This window comes from Bradyrhizobium huanghuaihaiense, assembly GCF_007830635.1.
GTDB lineage: Bacteria > Pseudomonadota > Alphaproteobacteria > Rhizobiales > Xanthobacteraceae > Bradyrhizobium > Bradyrhizobium huanghuaihaiense.
This window is the reverse complement of sequence record NZ_VLLA01000003.1, coordinates 109,652-131,633: the sequence shown is the minus strand read 5'-3', so window position 1 is coordinate 131,633 and position 21,982 is coordinate 109,652. Positions and strand designations below refer to the sequence as shown.

The window sequence follows — 21,982 nt, the reverse complement described above, 5'->3', positions numbered from 1 at the left end:
GGCGCTCGCCTCTTCGGCGAGCCTCGAAGGGCGACAGCCCGGCTGTCGCCGCGAGGAGTGCGCCGAAGCATCTCGGCCGTGCATCCTTCGAGGCTGCCGGCGCGATGCTTTGCATCGCGCCACTCGCACCTCAGGATGACGGAGCGGGGGAGTTGCGCCAACCCGCTGCTCTCTCGCCCGACGGAATATTTCCGCGCTTGCCAATCAGGCCGGTGCGGTTCAGAAAAAAGAGCCAAGAAGAAACGCGAGCGGAGACCTGAGTTTGACCATCAAGGGCAAGGCCTACATTGCCGGGATCTACGAACACCCGACCCGGCATGCGCCGGACAAATCCACCGCCCAGCTCCACGCCGAGGTCGCCAAGGGCGCGATCGAGGACGCCGGGATCAGCAAGGACGATGTCGACGGCTATTTCTGCGCGGGCGATGCGCCCGGCGGCGCCTGGCCGATGGTCGACTATCTCGGCCTCAACACCAAAAAACTCCGCCACGTCGATTCCACCGAGACCGGCGGCTGTTCCTATATCATCCACCTCGGCCACGCCGCCGAGGCGATCGCGGCGGGCAAATGCTCGATCGCGCTGATCACGCTCGCCGGCAAGCCGCGCACTGGCGCAATGCCGCCGCGCGCGGCCGGCGCCGAGCTCGATTTCGAGTCCGCTTACGGTGCGACCACGCACAATGCCTACGGCATGTGTGCCATGCGCCATATGCACGACTATGGCACGACCAGCGAACAGCTCGCCTGGATCAAGGTCGCGGCCTCGCATCACGCGCAGTACAATCCGCATGCGATGCTGAAGGACGTCGTCACCGTCGAGGACGTCCTGAACTCGCCGATGATCTCTGATCCCCTGCATCGCATGGATTGCTGCGTCGTCTCCGACGGCGGCGGCGCGCTGATCGTGACCACTCCTGAGATTGCGAAGAGCCTGAAGAAGCCGCTGGTCAAGCTGATCGGCCATGGCGAGGCGATGAAGGGTCCGCGCGGCGGCAAGGATCTCGACCTCACATATTCCGCCGGCGTCTGGTCCGGTCCGCGTGCGTTCGAGGAAGCCGGCATCACGCCGAAGGACATCAAATACGCCTCGATCTATGACAGCTTCACCATCACGGTGCTGATGCAGCTCGAGGACCTCGGCTTCTGCAAGAAGGGTGAGGGCGGCAAGTTCGTCGCCGACGGCAACCTCATCTCCGGCGTCGGCAAGCTGCCGTTCAACACCGACGGCGGCGGCCTCTGCAGCAACCATCCCGTCAACCGCGGCGGCATGACCAAGCTCATCGAGGCCGTGCGCCAACTGCGCGGCGAGGCCCATCCGAAGGTGCAGGTCAAGAATTGCGATCTCGCCATTGCCCACGGCACCGGCGGCCTCTTGGGTGTTCGCCACGCCGCCTCGACGGCCATTCTGGAGCGCGTGTGATGAGCGAAGTGAAAAAGTATCCGGCCCCGGTGACCAATCCGGAAACCACAGCTTTCTGGGATGCGGCCAAGCAAGGCAAGTTCATGATCAAGCGCTGCACCGCCTGCGGCGAAGCGCACTACTTCCCGCGCTCGATCTGCCCGTTCTGCTACTCCGACAAGACGGTGTGGGAAGAAGCGTCGGGCGAGGGCACGATCTATACCTACAGCCTGATGCGGAAGTCGCCGACCGGCCCTTACGCCATCGGCTACGTCACGCTGAAGGAGGGGCCGTCGGTGCAGACCAACTTCGTCGACTGCGATCTGGAGAAACTCAAGATCGGCCAGAAGGTGAAGGTGGTGTTCAAGCCGACCGACGGCGCCCCGCTGCCGTTCTTCACGCCGGCTTGACGCGAAGCGAGATGTAACCCTCTCCCTTGTGGGAGAGGGTGGCAGCCGAAGGCTGCCGGGTGAGGGGTCTCTCTCCACACGAGAAGTGTCACTGCGGAGCCAACCCCTCACCCGAGTGAGTTTGTCGCAAGAGCGGTGCGGCCCTCTCCCACAAGGGGAGAGGGCACATTAACGAGCGCCGCTGCTCGCTGAGACGAATGCCGGGAGGAAACCAGAAAAATGTCCGCCAGATACGAAGAGCTCAAAGGCCTGAAAAACCTCGGGCAGAAATATGCCTACAGCGATCGCGAGGTGATGCTCTACGCCTACGGCATCGGTCTCGGCGCCGACCCGATGGACGAGAACGAGCTCGCCTTCGTCAACGAGGGCACGTTCACGCCGCGGCCGCTCAAGGTGGTGCCGACGTTTGCCTCCGTCGCGGCGTGGGGCGCGGGGCCGGGCGAGATGAACCTCAACCGCGTCATGGTGGTCGACGGCGAGCGCGACATCACGTTCCATCAGCCGCTGCCGGTGGCCGCCAACATCACCGCCGACTCCTCCGTGCTCGAGATCTACGACAAGGGCAAGGACAAGGGCGTCGTGATCAGCCACCAGACCGTGCTCAAGAACGAGAAGGGCGAGAAGCTGGCGACGCTGGTGGCCTCGCGCTTTGCCCGCGGCGACGGCGGTTTTGGTGGGCCGAACCTGACCCAGCCCGATCCGCACAAGATCCCCTCGCGCAGCCCCGACAAGACCATCGACATCGTCACGCGTCCCGACCAAGCGCTGGTCTATCGCCTCTGCGGCGACCGCAACCCGCTGCACAGCGATCCCGAGTTTGCGAAGAAGGCCGGCTTCCCGCGCCCGATCCTGCACGGCATGTGCACCTACGGCATCACCTGCCGCGGCGTGCTGCAGACCTATGCCGACTATGATGCGGGCGCCTTCCGCCAGCACGTGGCGCGGTTCTCTTCGCCGGTCTATCCCGGTGAGACCGTGACCATGGACCTCTGGAAGGACGGCAACACGATCTCGTTCGAAGCCAAGGTGAAGTCGCGCGGCGTCACCGTGATCAAGAACGGCAAGACGGTGCTGGGTTAGCACCGCTCTCGTGCCCCGGACGCAGCGCAGCGCGTAGCGGTGCGCTGCAGAGCCGGGGCCCAGAGAGTGCCGTAACAAAGAGCTGGGTCCCGGCTCTGCGACGCAGCGTTTCGCGCTGCATCGCGTCCGGGACACGAGAACAAAAACAAACAGGGAGAAGCCGCCATGGGACTACTCGACGGCAAGGTTGCGCTGATCACCGGCGCGGGCGGGGGGCTCGGTGAGGCCTACGCCAAGCTGTTCGCGCGGGAAGGGGCCTCGGTCGTCGTCAACGATCTCGGCGGCCCCCGCGACGGCTCCGGCGCCGACAAGTCCATGGCGCAGCTTGTGGTGGACGCGATCAAGGCCGAGGGCGGCAAGGCGGTCGCGAACGGCGCTGACATCTCCACCATGGAGGGCGGCCAGTCGGTGTTCGACGACGCCATCAAGCACTTCGGCCGCGCCGACATCCTGGTCAACAACGCCGGCATTTTGCGCGACCAGACCTTCGCCAAGGCCTCCGAGGCCGACTGGGACAAGGTCATCAAGGTCCACCTGAAGGGTACCTTTTGTTGCACCATGCCGGTGTTTCGCTGGATGCGGGAAAATGGCGGGGGCGTCATCGTCAACACCTCCTCGACGTCGGGGCTGATCGGCAATTTCGGCCAGACCAACTATGGAGCTGCCAAGGGCGGCATCTGGGGCCTGTCCAACGTGCTGGCGATCGAGGGGCGGAAGTACAACATCCGGATCTGGACGCTCGCCCCGGGTGCCCTGACCCGCATGACCGCAGACCTGCCCCGCTATAAGGAGAACCCGGGGGCGGCGCTGGGGCCGGACGGCATCGCGCCGGCCGTGCTATACATGGTCAGCGACTTGTCGGGCGACCAGACCGGCAAGGTGCTGGGCGTGTCCGGGCCCCGCGGCGTGCGCGAAATGCGGATGATGGAGATGGAAGGCTGGAAGCCGCCGCACTCGGGCTGGAACGCCCAGGACATCGTCGATCATGCCCAGGAGATCTTCTTCTCCGAGGAGCAGATCAAGATGGGCGCGCGGAGGTTTTAGCTACACTGTCATTCCGGGGCGCGACGTAGTCGCGAGCCCGGAATCCATAACCACCAGTTGGGGTTATGGATTCCGGGCCTGGCCCTTCGGGCCATCCCGGAATGACGACAATTGATAGGACAGAGAGACCCAATGAAACTAACCGCCGACGCCAAGGGCACCTTCGCAATCGCGCCGACACCGTTCCACGATGACGGCCGGATCGACGAGCGCTCGATCGACCGCCTGACCGACTTCTACGAGGAGGTCGGCTGCGACGGCGTCACGGTGCTGGGCATCCTCGGCGAGGCCCCCAAGCTCGATGCCGCCGAGGCCGAGCAGGTGGCGGTGCGCTACGTCAAGCGCGCCAAGAAGATGCAGGTGATCGTCGGCGTCTCCGCGCCGGGCTTTGCCACCATGCGTTCGCTGGCGAAGGCCTCGATGGACGCCGGCGCGGCCGGCGTGATGATCGCGCCGCCGCCCTCGCTTCGCACCGACGACCAGATCGTCGGCTATTTCAAGCAGGCGGCGGAAGCCATCGGGCCCGACGTGCCCTGGGTGCTCCAGGACTACCCGCTGACCCTGCAGGTGGTGTTCACCCCCGCCGTGATCCGCAAGATCGTCATGGACAATCCGAACTGCGTGATGCTCAAGCACGAGGACTGGCCGGGCCTGGAGAAGATCTCGACGCTGCGCGGCTTCCAGAAGGACGGCTCGCTCCGCCCGCTCTCGATCCTCTGCGGCAATGGCGGCACGTTCCTGGACTTCGAGATGGAGCGCGGTGCCGACGGCGCGATGACCGGCTACGCCTTCCCGGAACTGCTGATCGACGTCGTGAATCTTTCCAAGGCCGGCAAGCGCGATGCCGCGCATGATCTGTTCGACGCGCATCTGCCGCTGATCCGCTACGAGCAGCAGCCCGGCGTCGGCCTCACCGTGCGCAAATATGTGCTGCAGAAGCGCGGCATCATCGCCTCCAGCGCGCAGCGCAAGCCCGGCGCGACGATGACGGCGACGGCGAAGGCCGAGGTCGACTATCTGCTGTCGCGCGTCGCCCGCTTCGACAAGCGCGCCAATCTCGGCCCGCAATCCAGCGCCGCGGGTTAATCGAATGGCCGAGACATCAGCGTCACGCCCGGCTTCGACCATCCTTCTGCTCCGTGACGGGGCAAAGGAGGTCGAGGTCTTCATGATGGTCCGCCATCATCAGATCGAGTTCAACTCGGGCGCGCTGGTGTTTCCCGGTGGCAGCGTCGATGCCGGCGACAACGAGATCGTCGCTCGCGCCGACCTGTATTCAGGCGGCGAGGGCCTCAGCGAAGCGGACCGCGGTTTTCGGATCGCCGCGATCCGCGAGACTTTTGAGGAGAGCGGCATTTTATTGGCGCGCTCGAAGGACTCGGGCACACCGATCGACGCCAGGCGCGCCGGCGAGATCGCGGACAAGCATCGCGTTGCGCTCAACGAGCACAAGATCAGCTTCCTCAGCATCCTCGCCGACAACGGCCTCCAGCTCGCGCTCGACACGCTGGTGCCTTACGCGCACTGGATCACGCCGGAGGGCATGCCGAAGCGTTTCGACACCTGGTTCTTCCTCGCAGCAGCGCCGCCCGACCAGCTCGGTGCTCACGACGGAATGGAATCGACCGACTCGATCTGGGTCTCCGCGCGCGAGGCCGTGGAGGGCGGTGACAGTGGCCGCTTCAAGCTGCCGTTCCCAACCACGCGCAATCTGATCCGGCTGGCGAAGCAGCCGACGGTGAAGTCCGCGCTCGACCATGCCAAGGGCATGTCGATCGTCACCGTCATGCCTGTGATGACCAAGACCGAAACCGGCCGCCAGCTCCGCATCCCCCGCGAGGCCGGCTATGACGGTGAGGTGTTCGAGGTCGGCGCGGTCGGCTGATACACTTCGACACGCAACGAAGTATCGGCGGGCGCAGACGCGCTAGGTTCCGTCCATCGCGGAATGGACGAGAGTCACAATGGACAACCGGCAGGACACCAACATCGCCGTCGAGCTGGCGCTGCTGGTCGCGCTCGCAACGCTCTGGGGCGGCTCTTACACCTTCATCAAGCTCGGCGTCGCCACCATTCCGCCGATCACGCTGATCGCGGCGCGCACCGCGATCGCCGGCCTCTTGCTGCTCATCGTCATGCGGGCGCGCGGCATCAAGATGCCCATGGATGCCGCGACCTGGCAGCGCTTCGCATTCCAGGCCGTGCTCAACAGCGTCATCCCCTGGACGCTGATCGCCTGGGGCGAGCGCCATGTCGATGCCGCGCTCGCCACCATCCTCAATTCGGCCGGGCCGATCTTCACCTTCCTGCTCACCGCGATCGTCACCCGCCACGAAGCGACCACCCCGCGAAAGCTGTTCGGCGTGGTTGCCGGCATGGCTGGCATCCTGTTGATCGTCGGTGTCGACGCCTTCCAGGACATCGGCAGCGGCCTCATCGCGGAGGCCGCGATCGTCGCCGCCACCGTCTGCTACGCCTGCGCCGCGATCTTCGGCCGCAGCTTCAAGGGCCTCGATCCCATGGCGCCCGCGGCCGGCTCGCTGCTGGCGGGGGCGGCGGTCCTGATCCCGGCTTCGCTGCTCGTCGAGCGGCCCTGGACGCTGTCGCCGTCACTTAGCTCCATGCTGGCGCTGCTCGCGCTGGCGACCTTCTCGACCGCCGCGGCGTTTGCGATCTACTTCCGCCTGATCCAGACCCTGGGCTCGGTCGGCACCACCGCGCAGGCCTATTTGCGCGTCCCCATCGGGGTCGCCATCAGCGTCGCCTTGCTTGGCGAAACCTTGAGCCGGACCGCCTGGATCGGCCTTGCCTGCGTCGTTCTCGGCGTCGCCGCCATGACGATCCCGGCCGGATGGCGGGCAAGCGTCAAAACGTCATAATCCGGTGCGGAGGGCGGGCCGAGAACAACGATATTAACGATATTCCGCGGCGGCAGGCATGTTCCCCCGGGCCCGCAATACGTCGTATATTGGGCTTTCAATAGCCCGGTCCTCAACGCAACCAATGTCCGCCGAATTGACGCCGCCCCCTGAGAAAAAGCGAATATTTTCGCTGTCCATCGGCCAACTGACGTTCGGAAGCTTCATCCTGGTGCTGGCGGTGATCATCGTCACCTCGACCGCGAGCGTGATTGCGATCCGGCACATCGACACGACCTTCGCCGAGTTGCAGCGACTGCAGAGCGTCGGCGACCTCGCCGAGGACATCGACCGCCGCATGAACGAGCTGCGGCTCGCCGCGCGCGACTTCGTCACCGATCCCGGCGCCGGCATCCAGTTCAAGCAGGTGGGCGAGGCGGCCTCGACACTCAGCGACATTCTAAAGAAGACCCGCATCGAGCTCGCGCCCGAGCAGCAGGACATGATCGACGGGGTCACCGAGCGGCTTGCGACCTATCGCAATGGCCTCGAGCGGATCTCGACGCTGATCGACCGCCGCGCCCAGCTGCTCGCCGGCCTGCCGCCGCTGCGCGAGCAGTTCGACGCAGCGGTCTCCGGCGCCGCCGACCGCGAGCTCGCCTCCCGCCTGTCCGAGGCGCAGAGCCGGATCGCGCTTGGATTGCTGGCGCGCAACCCGTCGGCGGCCGAGCAGGCCGCGCAGGGCATGCGTGCGATGGATATCACCGATCCCAAGCTCAAGGCGGCGGTGAACGATTATGCCGAGGCGATCATGGCGGTCGCGGTCCGCGAGCGGCAGATCGCCGACATCGATCGCGAGGTGCTGGGCACCGAGGGCCGGCTGATCGGGCGCGTCACCGAATTGCTGCGCGAGGTCAGCGCAAGGCGCGGCCACGTGCTGTCGCGCGATTTTGCCCGCACGCTGACGGAGGCGCGCTGGCAGAGCATCGTGCTCGGCTCCATCGGCGTGCTGATCGGCATTCTCGCGGCGGGCTTCGTGGTGCGGCGCACGGTGCGCCCGCTGGCGCAGATCGCGCGATCGATTCGCGCCCTCGCGGCCGGCCAGAAGGACACTTCGATCCCATCCGCCGATCTCGACAACGAGATCGGCGACATCGCGCGTGCGGCCGAAGTGTTCCGCCGAGCGCTGGAGGAGGCCGACACCGCGCGCGAGGCGGCGGTGCGCGCGCTCACCGAGCAGCGCCTGGCCGAAGAGAGCTATCGAAAACTGTTCGAGGGGTCGGTCGACGGCATCTACGTCACCACGCCGGCCGGCGACCTCCTCAACGCCAATCCGGCGCTGGCGCGGATGATGGGCTATGACAGCCCGCAGCACCTCATCGACAGCATCAACGACATCGCCCACACCATCTACGTCCATCCCGAGGCGCGCGACGAATATCAGCGGCTGATGGCACGCGACGGCATGGTGCGCGAGTTCGAGTACCAGGTGCGCCAGCGCAGCGGCGACATCCTCTGGCTCTCCGACAGCGCCACCGGCGTGCGGGACGAGCAGGGCAACATCGTCCGTTACGAAGGCACGCTACGCGACATCACCGACCAGAAGCGGGCGGAAGACGCCATCGCCGAAGGCCGCCGCCTGCTCCAGCAGGTCATCGACACCGTGCCCGCGGTCATCAACGTCAAGGACCGCGACCTGCGCTACGTGCTGATGAACCGCTACATGGCCGGCATCTTCGGCATCGAGCCGGGCGATGCGCTCGGCCGGACCACGGCCGACCTGATGTCGCGTTACGGTGCGGCCAAGACCGACGAGAACGACAAGCGCGTGCTCAAGCTGCGCAAGGGACTCGGTTTCTACGAGGAGGAGTACAAGGACGCTGCCGGCAACATGCGGCAATGGCTGGTCAACAAGCTGCCGCTGCTCGATGCCGATGGCGAGATCGAGCGGATCGTCACGGTGGCGCTCGACATCGGCGAGCGCAAGCGCGGCGAGCAGGAGATGCGCAAGGCCAAGGAATCGGCGGAGACCGCGCTACGCAATCTGCGCGAGACCCAGGCCTCGTTGATCGAAGCGGAGAAGCTCGCTGCGCTCGGACGGCTGGTCGCCGGCGTCGCGCACGAGGTCAACAATCCCGTCGGCATCAGTCTCACGGTCGCCTCCGCGCTGGAGCGCAAGACCGCGATGTTCTCGTCCGAAGTCGAGCGCGGCGAGCTTCGCCGCTCCACGCTCAACGACTTCCTCAACACCAGCCGCGACGCATCCTCGCAGCTCGTCTCCAATCTCAACCGCGCCGCCGAGCTGATCCAGTCGTTCAAGCAGGTCGCGGCCGATCGCAACTATTCCGACCAGCGCACCTTCGACCTCGGCGATCTCACCGAGCAGGTGGTGATGAGCCTGCGGCCGGGCCTGCGCAAGCACAACCTGACCCTCAATGTCGATTGCCAGCCCAGCCTGACCATGAACAGCTACCCCGGCCCGTACGGGCAGGTGCTGACCAACCTGTTTCTCAATTCGGTGGCGCACGCCTTTCCCGACGGGCGCCCGGGGATCATCGACATCCAGGTGCGCGAATCCGGCAAGGACAATGTCGAGATCATCTTTTCCGACAATGGCTGCGGCATGTCGCTCGACGTGCGCCGCCGCGCATTTGATCCGTTCTTTACCACAAGACGCGACCAGGGCGGCACCGGTCTCGGGCTGCATATCGTCTACAGCATCGTCACCAACCGGCTCGGCGGACGGCTCGATCTCGATTCCGAGCCGGGCGGTGGTACGCGTATCCAGATGATCTTGCCGCGCACGGCGCCGCTGGAGCAGGCCGCCGAATAGCGCTCGCGCCTTAGTCGGCCTCGGCGAGCTTGTGCAGGGTTGCGCCGAAAATCAGGCTGGCCTTGCCGACCAGCGCCGTCCCCGTCATCTCCGCGCGGGTCTCCGTGTAGGTCCCGCTGACGCCAATGCCGACCGGCGCAGGGCCGCCGAACAGCGGATTGTCATCGCCCCGAGGTGACGTGTGCCGCTGCACCAGCACCTCGCCTTTGAAGGTGTGCTCGTCCTTCACCACGTAGCTGCCGGTGTAATAGAGATAGGCATCGCCGCCAAGAATCTTGCCGTCGCGAAAAAGGATCACGCCGCTGCCTTTGCCGACTCGACCGTCGAGCAGCGTGACGTGGATCGAATAGAGGCCGTTCTTCATAACGTCCCGTGGGCCGGCCGCCATCGCCCAATGGCGTAACCGGTCCAGCTTTTATGCCAAAGCACATCCCCTCGCGCAACGCGGCAGTTTGCCGGCCGGCAAGTACCTCTGTCGCGCGGGCCGTATTCGTCCCGGCTTGTCCGTGACGCCAATATGACGGTCTCATCACGGGGCGAGGCCAGTCGTTGCGAATCAAGTTGGCCCGCGAAATGCATAACCCATTGTTGCACTGGCCGCGGGGTGCTGGAGCAAGACGAACGTGAGCAACTGGATCGATTCCGGCGGCGATGAGCCGCGTCTGTACAGTGCGCGTCCCACGAATTGCAAAAGCGAACGACGGTGGATTGGCAGCGAGACACGCTGGCGAAGCGTGACGAGGCTGGCATGCACCGTAACCTTGATTGGGCTCGCGGCCCCCTTTGGGCACGCCCGTGACCGGGGCCAGTTCGTCAACACCAATGCCGACTTGAAGGCCTGGTTCGACAGCCTGCGAAGCGGCAAGGGGCCATGCTGCTCCGATGCCGACGGCTCGGCGCTCTCGGACACCGACTGGGAGAGCAAGGACGGGCACTATCGTGTGCGCGTCCCACGCCTTGGCTACGTGCTTGACGGCCAGCAGCAGGAACTCGTCTGGGTCGATGTGCCCGAGGAGGCCGTGATCTCGGAGCCGAACCGGGTGGGGCGCACCATGGTGTGGCCGATCTACGGCTACATGGGCGTCACCATCCGCTGCTTCATGCCCGGCAGCATGACATAAGCGCGCCAGGCGGCACCCCGCCTGGTCTCGCTGTTGCTTGACGCGGCTCGCGCGATGTCAGGTGTACTTCTTGTCGCGCTCGAGAAGCTCGATGGAGATGCCTTCAGGGCCGCGGATGAAGCAGATGCGCACGCCGGGCCGGATCGTCGTCGGCTCGCGCGTGAAGGTGACACCCTTGGCCTTGATCTCGGCGGCCACAGTGTCGATGTCCTTCACGGTCAGACCGAAATGGTCGAGACCCTGATGCGGGTGCGGGGGCGGCGGATTGACGGCATCGTCGCCCTCGAGCGAGGCGATGAAGATTTTGGCGCCGCCGAGGCTCACGTCGATTCGTCCCGGCGCGCGCACGATCTCGCCACCCAAGATGTCCCGCAGCCAGGCCGCTGTGACCTCCGGATCGGGGCTGCGCAGATTGACGTGATCCCAAGTGACGGCGATTGGCATTTCATAGTCTCCCAACGGGTCTTGCGATGTTGCGGCGCATGTTAGCGGCACCAGCCGGTGGTCGCCACCGTGCCGACTCGCCTGAAGCGCGGGAACCTTAGTTCCTCTTCCGGGTTAAGGTAAGCAGGTGGTCTGTTCGTCGTGCAAACGCAGTTCGGCCGCTATCGGTGATGCATCCATGGGCACCAGGCTTGACCGGATCAGGTTGGAACGCTTTGCCGGGGCCGGCGAACGATTGGCGCGAGCCGTGACGGCCGCGAGCGTCTCGTTTGGCCGAGGCTTGCTGTGGCTGCTGGCGGCCATCATCGTCGGATGCGGCATCTGGATGCTGCTGCCGCTCTCCAAAGGCAACACCACCGAGCCGGTCAAGTCGGACTTCAAGTCAGATCTGGCCGCCGTCGAACCGGCTACTCCGGGCGATGCTGCAGCGGCGGTCCCGCCGACGGCCGAAGCTCAGGCTGCAGCCGAGCTCGATCATCTCAGGATTTCATCACAGACCTGGCGTCGTGGCGGCCTCGGCTCGAAGGCGCTGGTGACGTTCACGCTGCGAAACGACAACGACTATGCCGTAAGAGATGTCGAGATCGTCTGCGCCTTCGTGCGTCGCGACGGCACGCCTCTCACCGTCCGCAGCCGCGTGCTGACCGACACCGTCGGCATGAAGAGCCGCAAAACCTTCGCCCGTATTCCGGTCGGGTACGTCAACGTTAATGCCGATCAGGCGAAGTGCTCGCTGGTCGCGGCACGGCGGGCGTAGAGGGCGGCGTTCTGCGGTAGCGGAAAAGTTACCGTTTCCGGCCTTGTTCTGGCCTTGGCCGAAAAACTTGGCGTCGCCATTTGAACCGAAGGGCAGGGCCAGGAACCAATCAGAGTATCGCCTGTTAAGGCGGAGAGCCCACGCGGGGATTGCGGGGGGCGGAGTGCGGCCAATGCCCATCTTTCGGTATTTCATGTATGTCGGCGGAGCGTTGCTCACACTGCTGTTTGCGGTGAACTTCGTCGTGCCGGCCTCGCCCGTGACGCCAGCCGTCGCGACCGCAAGCAATGACCAGCCGTCGATCCGGATCCGGTCCGATCGCCATCTGCCCGAGCGTGTCGTGCTCGACACCAGCCAGCCGACGATTGCCCCGCCTGCGGTGAAGACCGCCGCTGTCGCGGCGCCGCAGCCGCCGGATACCGCGTCGGCAGCGGCCCTCGCGGAGATGTCGGCCAAGGCGCGGGTGCGCGAGACCTTTGCCCAGTTTACGCCCGGTTCGAAGGCCGACGCCGCCAAGAAGCCGCTGGCCCAGGCTCAGCCCAAGCGTAAGGTCGCCAGAGCGCATCCGGCGCCGCAGTATTATGGCGGGCCACAATATGGCGGGCCGCAGTATGGCCGGCCGATGATGGTGGCACAGCAGCCGCATTTCGGCCTCTTCAACACGACCTGGTGACAAGCCGGCAGTGACCCGCCTCCGTGGAGGCGGGAAGGGCTTTTTATTGGCCAGCCTCTCTGCTAATTCGAACCCGTCCGAACGCCGTCCGGTGCGCTGGCTCGCCAGCCACGGTCCGGCGCTTCGCGGCTAACGGCCCAACCCCGGGCCAGGGCGCTCGTAGCTCAGCTGGATAGAGCATCGGATTTCGATTCCGAGGGTCGGAGGTTCGAATCCTTCCGAGCGCGCCAACCCCACCGTTACCGACATAATTCCAGGCGTTGCCGAGATCGGACGGCCGTCGCCGCGCTAGGCAGCGTCAGCCTGGCGAAAGACCGCTCTGCCGCCCGCGCGCCAGCGTGTCCGAGGGGGCCTCGTGGAAGGTCGCACGGTAAGCCGCGGCGAACTCGCCCATGTGGTGGAAGCCCTGGGCACGCGCGCAGGTGGCAACGGTGGCACCGCCGCCCTTCAGGAGCCGGGCGCGGGTCGCCCACAGTCGCTTCAGCCGAATGTACTGGTGCAGGCTCATGCCGCGTACCTTGCTGACCGCGCCGCTGAGCGTCCGGACCGAGACGCCGAACTCACCGGCGAGATCGGCCGTGTAGATCGGAGCGGTCGGATAGGCAGCCACGTAATCGTCGATCCGCTGCACCAGCCTGGTCGACCGCCCGCTCAGGACCGAGGTGCTCCGGTCCGGGCCCGCACCGATCCGAAACAGATCGTCGAGCGCGAGCAGCAGGCCCTCCTGGAGATGGGCGGCGGCCTCGGTGGTCTCGAACAGTAACGGCTGCATCGAGGCGGTTCGCAGGATGTCGAGCACGAGATGACGCGTATGGAGCAGGGCGGGCCGGTTTGCGACATAGGCCCGCAAATCGTCGGCGTGATCGAACCAGCCCCGGTCTTGCAGGCCGGGCGAAAGGATGATCATCGCGTAATGATTGGTCTGGGGTTCGACGAAATGGCACTCGTCGTTGCCGCGGAGCGCAACGAAGAAGCGGGCGTCGAGGTCCATGCCCTTGGAATTGGCCTGAAGGTCGTCGGTCATCGACAGGATCACCATGCCGCCCGGCATCCGATAGGCGGTGTCGAGGATGCGCGCGAAGGACCTCATCACGATGATGCGGCATGCCGGCAAGGAGACGACGGCGCGGGCGGCCGCGAAGTTCACAACGTCGAGCGGAATGCTTCGCGCATCCTCCATCGACTCGATCGGCCGAAAGGCATCGACGTCGGCAAAGCCGATCAATTGAAGCGCGGAGGACGGAACGAGGGCATCGAACATGCGTCTGGCCGGCTGCTGCAATGTGACAATGAAATGAACGTCAGTACATTGCCATCAATGGCGAAACAGGCCGCCTCAGTAAACCGGATTCCGGGCCGTAGTATTGCGGACATCATGCCACGAAGTGTGCCTGATCATTGTCACCGTCAACGGTCCCGGCTCATCGGTTGGCCGGTGACGAGGTCGATGAAATGGAGACGCGTGCAGGCCGGACAGGCGTAGGACTCGAAGCTTCGCCCCTCCGGTCTCTGTTGCTTTTCCAGATGCGTCTGCACATTCATACCCGTCTGAGGGCATCGAAAAACGATCAAATCGGCCATCGGCGCAGAATGGCGCCGCGGCGGATTTCCCACTTTGATCTAGATCAGTTTTGGAATGGCTCCAGGCGGACCGAACGGGTGATCTCGCAAAAGCGAAGGGGCCCCCGAGGGCCCCTTCTGATCACCAGCGGCGGTAGCCGTAGTATCCATAGCGTGGTCCGTAGGCACGGGGCCCATACCCATAATATCGGGGCCCGTAATACGGCCGCGGGCCGTAATACCCATAATAGTTCGGACGCCAGAAACAGCGCCCCCAGGCGTCGCAGACCATACGGACCTGCTCGACGTCGGAGACCTGCGGGACGGCAGGTGCAGGCGCGACGGGCATGGCGGACGCCGCCGGCGATGCCGCTAGGGCACCGAACATAGACGCGACGACGAGGCCAATCTTAAGCTTCATGATGTCTTCCTCTGCTTACGCAATACAGGATATCGAAGTTGTTCTGATCAAATTGTGGCGGAACCGAAATGTAATGCTGATGAACAGATCTTCAGCCACTCCGCCGCGGGCCTGATCCAGCTCGGCCAAACTAGCCCAGCTTCATGCCCCTGGCCATGCCGCGCTTGCGTCATCGGCATCGCCACCCATCCTTGATCCTGCGCAAGTCGCGCCGGCGGCTTCGTCCATAGTCTTGTCGCCGTGGGCAGTCCTTCGCGGAATGCGAAGCGCGTCCGGCGGTTCGCATCGGCCCGGAGCCCACCGTTTGTTTGGAGCTGTGCAATGGACAAGATGAGAATCGACAAGGGTGACTGGCTGGTCGTTTGCGACGGGCGCAAGGCGCTCATTCTGGAAAACCTCGGCGACGAGATGTTTCCGAACCTCCACACCAGGGAGGTGCACGAGCAGCCCAATCCCTCGACCAGCGCACAAGGAAGCGATGCGCCGGGCCGGCTGCATGGCACAGCCGGCGGCGCACGCAGCTCAGTCGAGCAGACCGATTGGCACGACGAGGCCGAGCGCGCCTTCCTGCGCAGCCTCGCCGGCCGGCTCGACGCCGCAGTCAGCTCGGGCGAGACTTCGGCCCTGACCATGGTGGCCTCGCCGCGTGCGCTCGGCATGATCCGCGCCGACTATTCCGACGTCGTGCGCAAGGCGCTTCAGGGCGAGGTCGGCAAGGACCTCGTCAAGCTGCCGGTCTATGAGATCGAGAAGCAGTTGCTGCGGTCGGGCGCCGCGAAATAAGGACGCCCGCAGCGGACGCGCTGGCGCCCCTCAGTAGCAGGGGTGCCGGCGGCGGTCCTGGCCGATATAGGCGGCCGAGCTCTGGTAGCAGTGGTTGGTTGCGGGACCGTCGTAATAGGCGAAGGTGCCGGGGGTGAGGCCCGGGCCGTAATTGTGCAGATAGCTGATCGGGTAGGGTAGCGGGTTGACGTAGGAGCGGTGATACCGGTGATGTCCATTTGCTTCCGCAAGGCCAGGGGCCAGGATTGCGGCTGACAGGGCAGCAACTGCGGCTACAAGCTTCAACTTGCTCATCTCGATTCTCCGGAACCCGCGCAAATAGCTCAGCCGTTATAGCCATTTCGGGCCGCGAGGGCACCCGTCAAGCGGCCGGAATCAGGGGCTAATCCCGCCGATTCCCGGGTGGGTGTGACAGAATTGCCGGAAGTGCGGTCGAACTCTGCCCATTTTTGGCCTTTTCGGGATGCTTAACGAATTCCCCACACAAGTATGACCAAGAAGAGTTCGGTTAGAGATTCCTGCCGGTCGCCTGGGGTGCTCTTTGAGGCCGGCCCGTCCCAGCAAGGTTTTCACCGTCACCTCGTCATGCGCATCACGCTTCTGAGCCTGCTGTTGCTCTGCTTCGCCGCCACGACGCCGGCGCGGGCCGAACTGCACATTACCCGCGACCATGGCGGCTATGTCGAGGAGTACAAGGCCAAGTACAAGCGCGTCCGCGAAAAGGGCGAGCGCGTCATCATCGACGGCATCTGCAACTCGGCCTGCACGCTCGTGCTTGGCATGGTGCCGATGAACAAGATCTGCGTGACCCCGCGCGCCAGCCTCGGTTTCCACCAGGCCTATTACGACAAGGCCTTCACCTTCGGCATCAAGGTCACCAGCACGGAAGGGACGTCCGACCTGATGTCCTACTACCCCGACACGGTGAAGGACTGGATCCGCCGCAATGGCGGGCTCACCACCGACATGAAGAAGATCAAGAACGGTGTCGAGCTCTGGAAGATCATCGACCCCTGTCCGGAAGAATGGTGAGCGGCTGAGCTAGCCGCCGTCCGTCGCAGCGCAGCATCGCCGAGCAAGAAATTCGCATTGCCGCATAGGCCCCCATGGGGCAATGAGGGCGGCAATGAACCATAATCAAGAAGCCCTGACCGCCCGCGCCGCGCCGATCCTGTTCGTGCTGCTCTGGAGCACCGGATTCATCGGCACCAAATACGTCGTCAACAATGCCGATCCCTTGACCTATCTCGCCATCCGCATGGCGATCGTGGTCGGCCTGATGGCGCTCATCGTCGCGATTGCCCGGCCGAAATGGCCTGACCGGATTGGCATCGCCCACAGCGCAGTCGCCGGCATCCTCGTCCATGGCTTCTATCTCGGCGGTACCGCGATCGCGATCGCGCATTCGATTCCGGCCGGGCTCTCCGCGCTGATTCCGGGCCTTCAGCCAATCCTGACCTCGACCATCGCCAACCGCTGGCTCGGCGAGAAAGTGACGCCGGTGCAGTGGGCCGGCCTCGTGCTCGGTCTCGGCGGCGTGGTGATGATCCTGCACAACCGCCCGATGACCGGCGAAGCCGGGCTCGGCTGGCTCGCCTCAGTTGTCTCGCTGATCTCCATCACGCTCGGCACGCTCTACCAGCGCCGCTATTGCAATCACATCGACTGGCGCGCCGGCAATCTCGTGCAGTACGTGTCCGTCACCATCTTCTTCGCGATCGGCGCCTTCCTGTTCGAGGACCGCGTGGTGCACTGGACGCGGGAGTTCGTGCTCGCGCTGGCCTGGCTCGCGGTCGCGCTCTCGATCGGATCGATCGGGCTGCTGTACTGGCTGATCCGCCACGCTGCGGCGACGTCGGTGGCGAGCCTGTTCTACCTCGTGCCCGCGGTGACCGCGCTGATGGCCTATCTGCTGTTCGATGAAAAACTCGATGCACTGGCGATTGCCGGCATGGCGATGTGCGCAGCTGCGGTGTTCGTGGTCAACCGGCGGTTCTAGGCAGATGGACCGGTACGGCGGAATACATCCCTGACGTGCGGGCCGCGTCCGTGTTAGGCTGAGCACATTTCAGCTTTCCCTTTCACAGGTGATTTCCATGAAGAAGGCGAGACGTGCGCTGCTTGGCCGGTCCCTGAAGCCGGTCCGGATTGCCTGCATCAACTACGCGGAGGAGTCGATCAGCGGCCGCAAAATGGCCGAGCTCACCGCGGCACTGCAAAAATGCTACGACAAGCATTTCCTGCCGGTGTGGGGCTATCCTGTCGACCTTTACGTTACCCGGAAGCCGAGGCCGACCGACTGGCAGCTGGTCTATTTCGACGACGCCTCGCACAAGAACATGCTCGGGCGACACGAGCTGACCCATCGCGGCCAGCCGATCTCGAAGATATTCGTCAAGGCACTGGGCGATGAGCCGCTCAGCGTAGCGGCCTCGCATGAGCTGTTCGAGATGGTGCTCGACCCGATGGCCAATCTCTGGGCCGACAAGAACCCGAACACGCAATACGCCTATGAGGTCTGCGACGCCGTTGAGGAGGACTCCTTCCGCGTCGGCCGCTTCGAGATGTCGAACTTCGTCTACCCGTCCTGGTTCGAACCGTTCAAGCATCCGCGCGGCACCAGGTTCGACCACAAGGGGACGCTGAAGGAGCCGTTCTCGATGACCGAGGGCGGCTACGTCATCAAGAAGGTCAACGGCAGGAAGGTGATCAAGGCGTTCGGCTCGCCGGCGAAGCGGCGGCGCTTCAATAGCGAGGACCGGCGCGGTCATCGCAGCGAATTCCGCGATCCGCAAGGCAAGCATCACCCGGGCCGGCTCGCCGCCAAAAAGTGAGGGTAGGGTATCGCAGGAGCCGTCTCCGGGCGCGCCCGCACCCGGAGACATGCGTCTCGCGCCGCGATCAGCGCTTCGACTTCTTGGCCTTCTTTTTCTTCTTGACGGCCTTCTTCGCGGATTTCTTCACCGCTTTCTTCGCGGTCTTCTTGGCGGCTTTCTTCGACGACTTCTTCGCAGCCTTCTTCGAAGACTTCTTCGCCCTCTTGGCCTTCTTCGGTGCTACTTTCTTTGCGACCTTCTTGGCGGCTTTCTTCACCGGCTTGGCAGCGGTGACTGCGGCGTCGTTGGTTGCTTCCACGGCGGTGGTCATCGTCTCCATCGCCTGTTCGGCGATCGGCTTCTCGTCGTCCATATCGTCCCCCACGGTTTGTATGGAGCGATGACGATAGCTGGATTCACAATTGTGTCAAAGCAACGCTCAACCTTTGCGGATCTTTGCGTAGGCAGCGAGCGCGCGCTCGCGTCCTCTCGCATGATGGACGATTGGCTGCGGATAGGTCTTGCCGAGCGTGATGCCGGTGCTGGCCAGCTCGATCGGCGTCGCCTGCCAGGGCTGGTGGATCAGCTTCGCCGGCAGGTCCTTCAGCTCCGGCACCCAGCGCCGGACATAGGCTCCGTCAGGATCGAACTTCTCGCCCTGCAGCTGCGGATTGAACACGCGGAAATAGGGCGCGGCGTCGGCGCCGCAGCCGGCGACCCACTGCCAGTTGGCGGGATTGCTGCCGGCATCCGCATCGACCAGCGTGTCCCAGAACCAGGACTCGCCATCGCGCCAGTCGATCAAGAGGTGCTTGACCAGGAAGGACGCCACCACCATCCGCACCCGGTTGTGCATAACGCCGGTGTGCCATAGCTCGCGCAGGCCGGCGTCGACGATCGGATAGCCGGTGCGGCCGCGCTGCCAGGCGACAAGTGCCTTCTTGTCGGGCTTCCAGGGGAAGTCGTCGAAATTCGTTTGCAGGTTCTCGGTGGCGAGGTTCGGATAGTCGTGGAGGAGGTGCCGGCAGAACTCGCGCCAGCCGAGCTCGCTCAGGAATTTTTCGACACCGGGCCCGAGCGCCGGATGCTCGGCCGCAGCGAACCGCGCGGTGTGCCAGACTTGGCGCGGGCTGAGCTCGCCGAACCGCAAATGCGGCGAGAGGCCTGAGGTGCCTTTTCGGTCCGGGCGGTCGCGGTCGCCGACATAATCGCGGGCGGTGTGCTTGAGGAAATCGCGCAGGCGCGTGCGGGCCGAGGCCTCGCCCGGCGTCCATGTCTCGCGCAGGCTGCCGGCCCAATCGGGCTTGCTCGGTTCGAGCGTCCAGCTCTCCAGCCTGTCGCTGGCGATCTTCAGACTCGGACGCAGCTCCTTCGGCGCGGGCAGGGGCTTTGGCGGATCGCCGAGCAATAACACCCGCCGCCAGAACGGCGTGAATACGCGCAGGCCCCGGTCGTCCTTGTTGCGGATCGCCGAGGGCGGGACGAGCAAGTCGCCGGGGAAGATTTGCGAGTCCACGCCGAGCTTTGAAAGCGCAGCTTCGAGCTGCCGATCAACCGCCTGATGCGGCGCCTGCGCGATCCCGTTCCAGTAAACGGCGCGGGCGCCGCTCTCGCGCGCCAGATCGGGGATCTCCCTGGCCGCTGGTCCCTTGCGCAGGATCAGCGCCCCTCCACGCGCGGCGATCTCGGCGCCGAGCGCCCGCAGCGATTGCGCCAGCCACCAGCGCGCCGCGGCGCCCGGCGCTCGCCCGACCATGTCGTCGAGGACGTAGAGGCAGATCACCGGCGCGCCGGATTTCGCGGCGGCGTGGAGGGCGGGGTGGTCGTACAGGCGGAGGTCATCGCGAAACCAGACGATGACGGGCGGCGCGCTTGGCGTGGTCAGGCAGGGCCTCGTTTACGATTTGGAAAGCATGCCGCTCGCGGCGGTGTGAACCGTCGTTAATGCTGCCGTAAGCCGATTGCACGATTATGCAGGAATTACGGGGGTCATTCCATCCATGTCCAACCTTTCGACGGCAAGGTTCCTGCCGCAGTTCAAGCTCGGCACCAAGGCAGTCCTGTCTGCCGTGCTGCTGATCGCCGTCAACACGGCGCTCGTGGTCGGCGCCGGCTATTGGTCGCTCACGTCCGCTTTCAATGATCGTGCGCTGCGCGACATCGAGGTCAATCTGCGCACCTTGGCGCTGGCCTTCGCCGAAACCGCTCCGGACGTGAAGATCACGGTGAGGGATGGTGCGGTCGTCCGCGCCGAGGTCCCCAGAATGCCCGAGTTCAAGGACCATGCGATCGTCGATCGCGCGGTATCCTATGTCGGCGGCAACGCGACACTGTTCGTGTTCGACGATGCGAGCGGGCAGTTCGTGCGACGCTCGACCAACGTGAAGAAGGAGAATGGCGACCGCGCCGTCGGGACCCAGCTTGCCGCCGATCATCCGGCGCAGGCCGGCTTGCGCCGTGGCGAGGCCTATAAGGGTCCGGCCGTCCTGTTTGGCAAGTCGTTCATGACCGCCTATTTCCCGGTCGTCGACGCGGCCGGCAAGGTCTCCGGCATCCTTTACGTCGGCATCCCGATGGCCCAGTTCGAGAGCATGCTGACCCAGGCGATCTCGAGCATGGCCGCCGCGGCCGGGCTCGCCGCGCTGCTGGTGCTGGTCCTCACGCTGCTGATCGTCCGCCGCGTCACCCGGCCGCTCACCTCGGTGACGCGCTCGCTGACGGCGCTCGCCAACGGCCAGAGCGACGTCGAGATCGATTGCGAGGACCGCGCCGACGAGATCGGCGAGATCGCCCGCACGGTCGCGGTGTTCAGGAGCAATTCGCTGGAGCGGGCGCGCCTGCGCAGCGAGCAGACGGCGGCCACGGCTGCTGCGGCCGAGCAGCGCAAGGCGGAGCTGCGCAACTTCGTCGAGGAGTTCCGCGGCAGCGTCGGCGGCATCCTCGACAAGGTGCTGAGCTCATCCGGCGAGTTCGAACGGGCCGCGCGGCAGCTCACCGACACCGCACGCTCCACCGCCGATCTCTCGGCGCGATCGGCCGGGGCGTCAGAGGACGCCTCCGAGCATGTCCGCTCGGCGGCCGCAGCCTCCGACGAATTGTCCCAGTCGATCTCCGAGATCACCCGCCGTGTGCAGGAATCCAACCAAATCTCCGCCGAAGCGGTGCGGCAGGCCGAGGCCACCGACCAGCGCATTGCGCAGCTCTCCGAGGCGGGCTCGCGCATCGGCGACGTGGTCAAGCTGATCACCTCCATCGCCGAGCAGACCAATCTGCTGGCGCTGAACGCCACCATCGAGGCCGCTCGCGCCGGCGATGCCGGCCGCGGCTTTGCGGTCGTGGCTCAGGAGGTCAAGACGCTCGCCGGCCAGACCGCGAAGGCGACCGAGGAGATCTCGAACCAGATCGCCAGCATGCAGCTTGCGACCGAGGAGTCGGTTACCGCCGTCAAGGGGATCGGCCAGACCATCGAGCGCATCAGCAGCATCGCCGGCTCGATCTCGGCCGCGGTCGAGCAGCAGAGGAGCGCCACCCACAACATCGCGGCCAGCGTTCGCGCCGCGGCGTCAGGCACCGCCGATGTCGCGGTCAATGTCCGTCACGCCGCCAAGGGCGCGAGCGAGACGGGCGAGACGTCGAGCCGGATGTTCGCCTCCGCCCAGGCGCTGTCGGGCGAGAGCCTGCATCTGAAGGCCGAGGTCGACAGCTTCATCGACCGCGTGCGCGCGGCATAGAGACTCAACGCAGTCATTCCGGGGCGGTGCGAAGCACCGAGCCCGGAATCTC

23 protein-coding genes and 1 tRNA gene are annotated in these 21,982 nt (G+C 65.1%); 17 read left to right on the top strand and 7 right to left on the bottom strand.

Going from position 1 to position 21,982, the window contains the following annotated elements:
* Window positions 1–262: 262 nt before the first annotated feature.
* The 8 genes from IQ16_RS08260 (at window position 263) to IQ16_RS08225 (ending at window position 9,624) form a co-directional block, all read left to right on the top strand.
* A complete protein-coding gene (locus IQ16_RS08260; RefSeq protein ID WP_018647298.1) occupies window positions 263–1,420 on the top strand; it encodes a thiolase domain-containing protein in 1,158 nt (385 codons plus the stop codon).
* Window positions 1,420–1,809 (top strand): Zn-ribbon domain-containing OB-fold protein, encoded by a 390-nt coding sequence (locus IQ16_RS08255; RefSeq protein ID WP_018647299.1) that lies wholly within the window; start codon window positions 1,420–1,422, stop codon window positions 1,807–1,809. Before IQ16_RS08260 ends, IQ16_RS08255 begins: the two co-directional genes overlap by 1 nt.
* Before the next feature lie 219 nt (window positions 1,810–2,028).
* Entirely contained in the window at window positions 2,029–2,889 is an 861-nt protein-coding gene (locus IQ16_RS08250) for a MaoC family dehydratase (protein WP_018647300.1), read from the top strand.
* Between the two features lie 165 nt (window positions 2,890–3,054).
* Window positions 3,055–3,933: an SDR family oxidoreductase gene (locus tag IQ16_RS08245; protein ID WP_018647301.1), complete on the top strand. Its 879-nt coding sequence runs from the start codon at window positions 3,055–3,057 to the stop codon at window positions 3,931–3,933.
* A gap of 132 nt (window positions 3,934–4,065) precedes the next feature.
* Window positions 4,066–5,019, top strand: a complete 954-nt coding sequence (locus IQ16_RS08240; protein WP_018647302.1) for a dihydrodipicolinate synthase family protein — start codon at window positions 4,066–4,068, stop codon at window positions 5,017–5,019.
* A gap of 4 nt (window positions 5,020–5,023) precedes the next feature.
* Window positions 5,024–5,818, top strand: coding sequence for an NUDIX hydrolase (locus IQ16_RS08235; protein WP_018647303.1), 795 nt, complete (start codon window positions 5,024–5,026; stop codon window positions 5,816–5,818).
* A gap of 79 nt (window positions 5,819–5,897) precedes the next feature.
* Window positions 5,898–6,812 (top strand): DMT family transporter, encoded by a 915-nt coding sequence (locus tag IQ16_RS08230; RefSeq protein WP_018647304.1) that lies wholly within the window; start codon window positions 5,898–5,900, stop codon window positions 6,810–6,812.
* Between the two features lie 124 nt (window positions 6,813–6,936).
* Window positions 6,937–9,624 carry a PAS domain S-box protein gene (locus IQ16_RS08225; RefSeq protein ID WP_018647305.1) on the top strand — a complete coding sequence of 896 codons (2,688 nt, stop codon included), beginning with the start codon at window positions 6,937–6,939 and terminating at the stop codon, window positions 9,622–9,624.
* Window positions 9,625–9,634: 10 nt separating this feature from the next.
* Here the strand turns inward: IQ16_RS08225 and IQ16_RS08220 are convergent, their stop codons facing one another.
* Window positions 9,635–9,988, bottom strand: coding sequence for a GrlR family regulatory protein (locus IQ16_RS08220; protein WP_026312675.1), 354 nt, complete (start codon window positions 9,986–9,988; stop codon window positions 9,635–9,637).
* A 259-nt stretch (window positions 9,989–10,247) separates the two neighbouring features.
* Here IQ16_RS08220 and IQ16_RS08215 point away from each other — a divergent pair, with 259 nt between their 5' ends.
* Window positions 10,248–10,745, top strand: coding sequence for a hypothetical protein (locus tag IQ16_RS08215; protein ID WP_018647307.1), 498 nt, complete (start codon window positions 10,248–10,250; stop codon window positions 10,743–10,745).
* A gap of 57 nt (window positions 10,746–10,802) precedes the next feature.
* On the opposite strand, the gene IQ16_RS08210 is transcribed toward IQ16_RS08215, so the two are convergent.
* Window positions 10,803–11,189, bottom strand: coding sequence for a VOC family protein (locus IQ16_RS08210; RefSeq protein ID WP_145831360.1), 387 nt, complete (start codon window positions 11,187–11,189; stop codon window positions 10,803–10,805).
* Between the two features lie 178 nt (window positions 11,190–11,367).
* On the opposite strand from IQ16_RS08210, the gene IQ16_RS08205 reads away from it, so the two are divergent.
* The 3 genes from IQ16_RS08205 (at window position 11,368) to IQ16_RS08195 (ending at window position 12,849) form a co-directional block, all read left to right on the top strand.
* Entirely contained in the window at window positions 11,368–11,946 is a 579-nt protein-coding gene (locus IQ16_RS08205; protein ID WP_026312677.1) for a hypothetical protein, read from the top strand.
* A 172-nt stretch (window positions 11,947–12,118) separates the two neighbouring features.
* Window positions 12,119–12,619, top strand: a complete 501-nt coding sequence (locus tag IQ16_RS08200; RefSeq protein WP_018647310.1) for a hypothetical protein — start codon at window positions 12,119–12,121, stop codon at window positions 12,617–12,619.
* 153 nt (window positions 12,620–12,772) lie between these two features.
* Window positions 12,773–12,849 (top strand) — tRNA-Arg (locus IQ16_RS08195).
* A 68-nt stretch (window positions 12,850–12,917) separates the two neighbouring features.
* Here IQ16_RS08195 and IQ16_RS08190 read toward each other — a convergent pair.
* Together IQ16_RS08190 and IQ16_RS08180 are read right to left on the bottom strand one after the other, a co-directional pair.
* Window positions 12,918–13,880, bottom strand: coding sequence for an AraC family transcriptional regulator (locus IQ16_RS08190; protein WP_018647311.1), 963 nt, complete (start codon window positions 13,878–13,880; stop codon window positions 12,918–12,920).
* A gap of 441 nt (window positions 13,881–14,321) precedes the next feature.
* The gene (locus IQ16_RS08180) at window positions 14,322–14,600 is read right to left on the bottom strand and encodes a hypothetical protein (protein ID WP_018647313.1); all 279 of its coding nucleotides are present in this window, start codon (window positions 14,598–14,600) and stop codon (window positions 14,322–14,324) included.
* Between the two features lie 321 nt (window positions 14,601–14,921).
* On the opposite strand from IQ16_RS08180, the gene IQ16_RS08175 reads away from it, so the two are divergent.
* Entirely contained in the window at window positions 14,922–15,383 is a 462-nt protein-coding gene (locus IQ16_RS08175; protein WP_026312678.1) for a host attachment protein, read from the top strand.
* Between the two features lie 30 nt (window positions 15,384–15,413).
* Here the strand turns inward: IQ16_RS08175 and IQ16_RS08170 are convergent, their stop codons facing one another.
* Window positions 15,414–15,677, bottom strand: a complete 264-nt coding sequence (locus tag IQ16_RS08170; RefSeq protein ID WP_018647315.1) for a hypothetical protein — start codon at window positions 15,675–15,677, stop codon at window positions 15,414–15,416.
* 291 nt (window positions 15,678–15,968) lie between these two features.
* Here IQ16_RS08170 and IQ16_RS08165 point away from each other — a divergent pair, with 291 nt between their 5' ends.
* The 3 genes from IQ16_RS08165 (at window position 15,969) to IQ16_RS08155 (ending at window position 18,217) form a co-directional block, all read left to right on the top strand.
* Window positions 15,969–16,415 carry a hypothetical protein gene (locus tag IQ16_RS08165; RefSeq protein WP_018647316.1) on the top strand — a complete coding sequence of 149 codons (447 nt, stop codon included), beginning with the start codon at window positions 15,969–15,971 and terminating at the stop codon, window positions 16,413–16,415.
* Between the two features lie 94 nt (window positions 16,416–16,509).
* Window positions 16,510–17,382: a DMT family transporter gene (locus IQ16_RS08160; protein ID WP_018647317.1), complete on the top strand. Its 873-nt coding sequence runs from the start codon at window positions 16,510–16,512 to the stop codon at window positions 17,380–17,382.
* A 97-nt stretch (window positions 17,383–17,479) separates the two neighbouring features.
* Complete coding sequence (locus IQ16_RS08155) at window positions 17,480–18,217, top strand: hypothetical protein (RefSeq protein ID WP_018647318.1); 738 nt, start codon at window positions 17,480–17,482, stop codon at window positions 18,215–18,217.
* A 67-nt stretch (window positions 18,218–18,284) separates the two neighbouring features.
* On the opposite strand, the gene IQ16_RS08150 is transcribed toward IQ16_RS08155, so the two are convergent.
* Together IQ16_RS08150 and IQ16_RS08145 are read right to left on the bottom strand one after the other, a co-directional pair.
* A complete protein-coding gene (locus IQ16_RS08150) occupies window positions 18,285–18,572 on the bottom strand; it encodes a hypothetical protein (protein WP_018647319.1) in 288 nt (95 codons plus the stop codon).
* Window positions 18,573–18,638: 66 nt separating this feature from the next.
* A complete protein-coding gene (locus tag IQ16_RS08145; protein WP_244635616.1) occupies window positions 18,639–20,030 on the bottom strand; it encodes a cryptochrome/photolyase family protein in 1,392 nt (463 codons plus the stop codon).
* Between the two features lie 169 nt (window positions 20,031–20,199).
* Here IQ16_RS08145 and IQ16_RS08140 point away from each other — a divergent pair, with 169 nt between their 5' ends.
* A complete protein-coding gene (locus IQ16_RS08140; RefSeq protein ID WP_018647321.1) occupies window positions 20,200–21,930 on the top strand; it encodes a methyl-accepting chemotaxis protein in 1,731 nt (576 codons plus the stop codon).
* The last annotated feature ends 52 nt before the right edge of the window (window positions 21,931–21,982 follow it).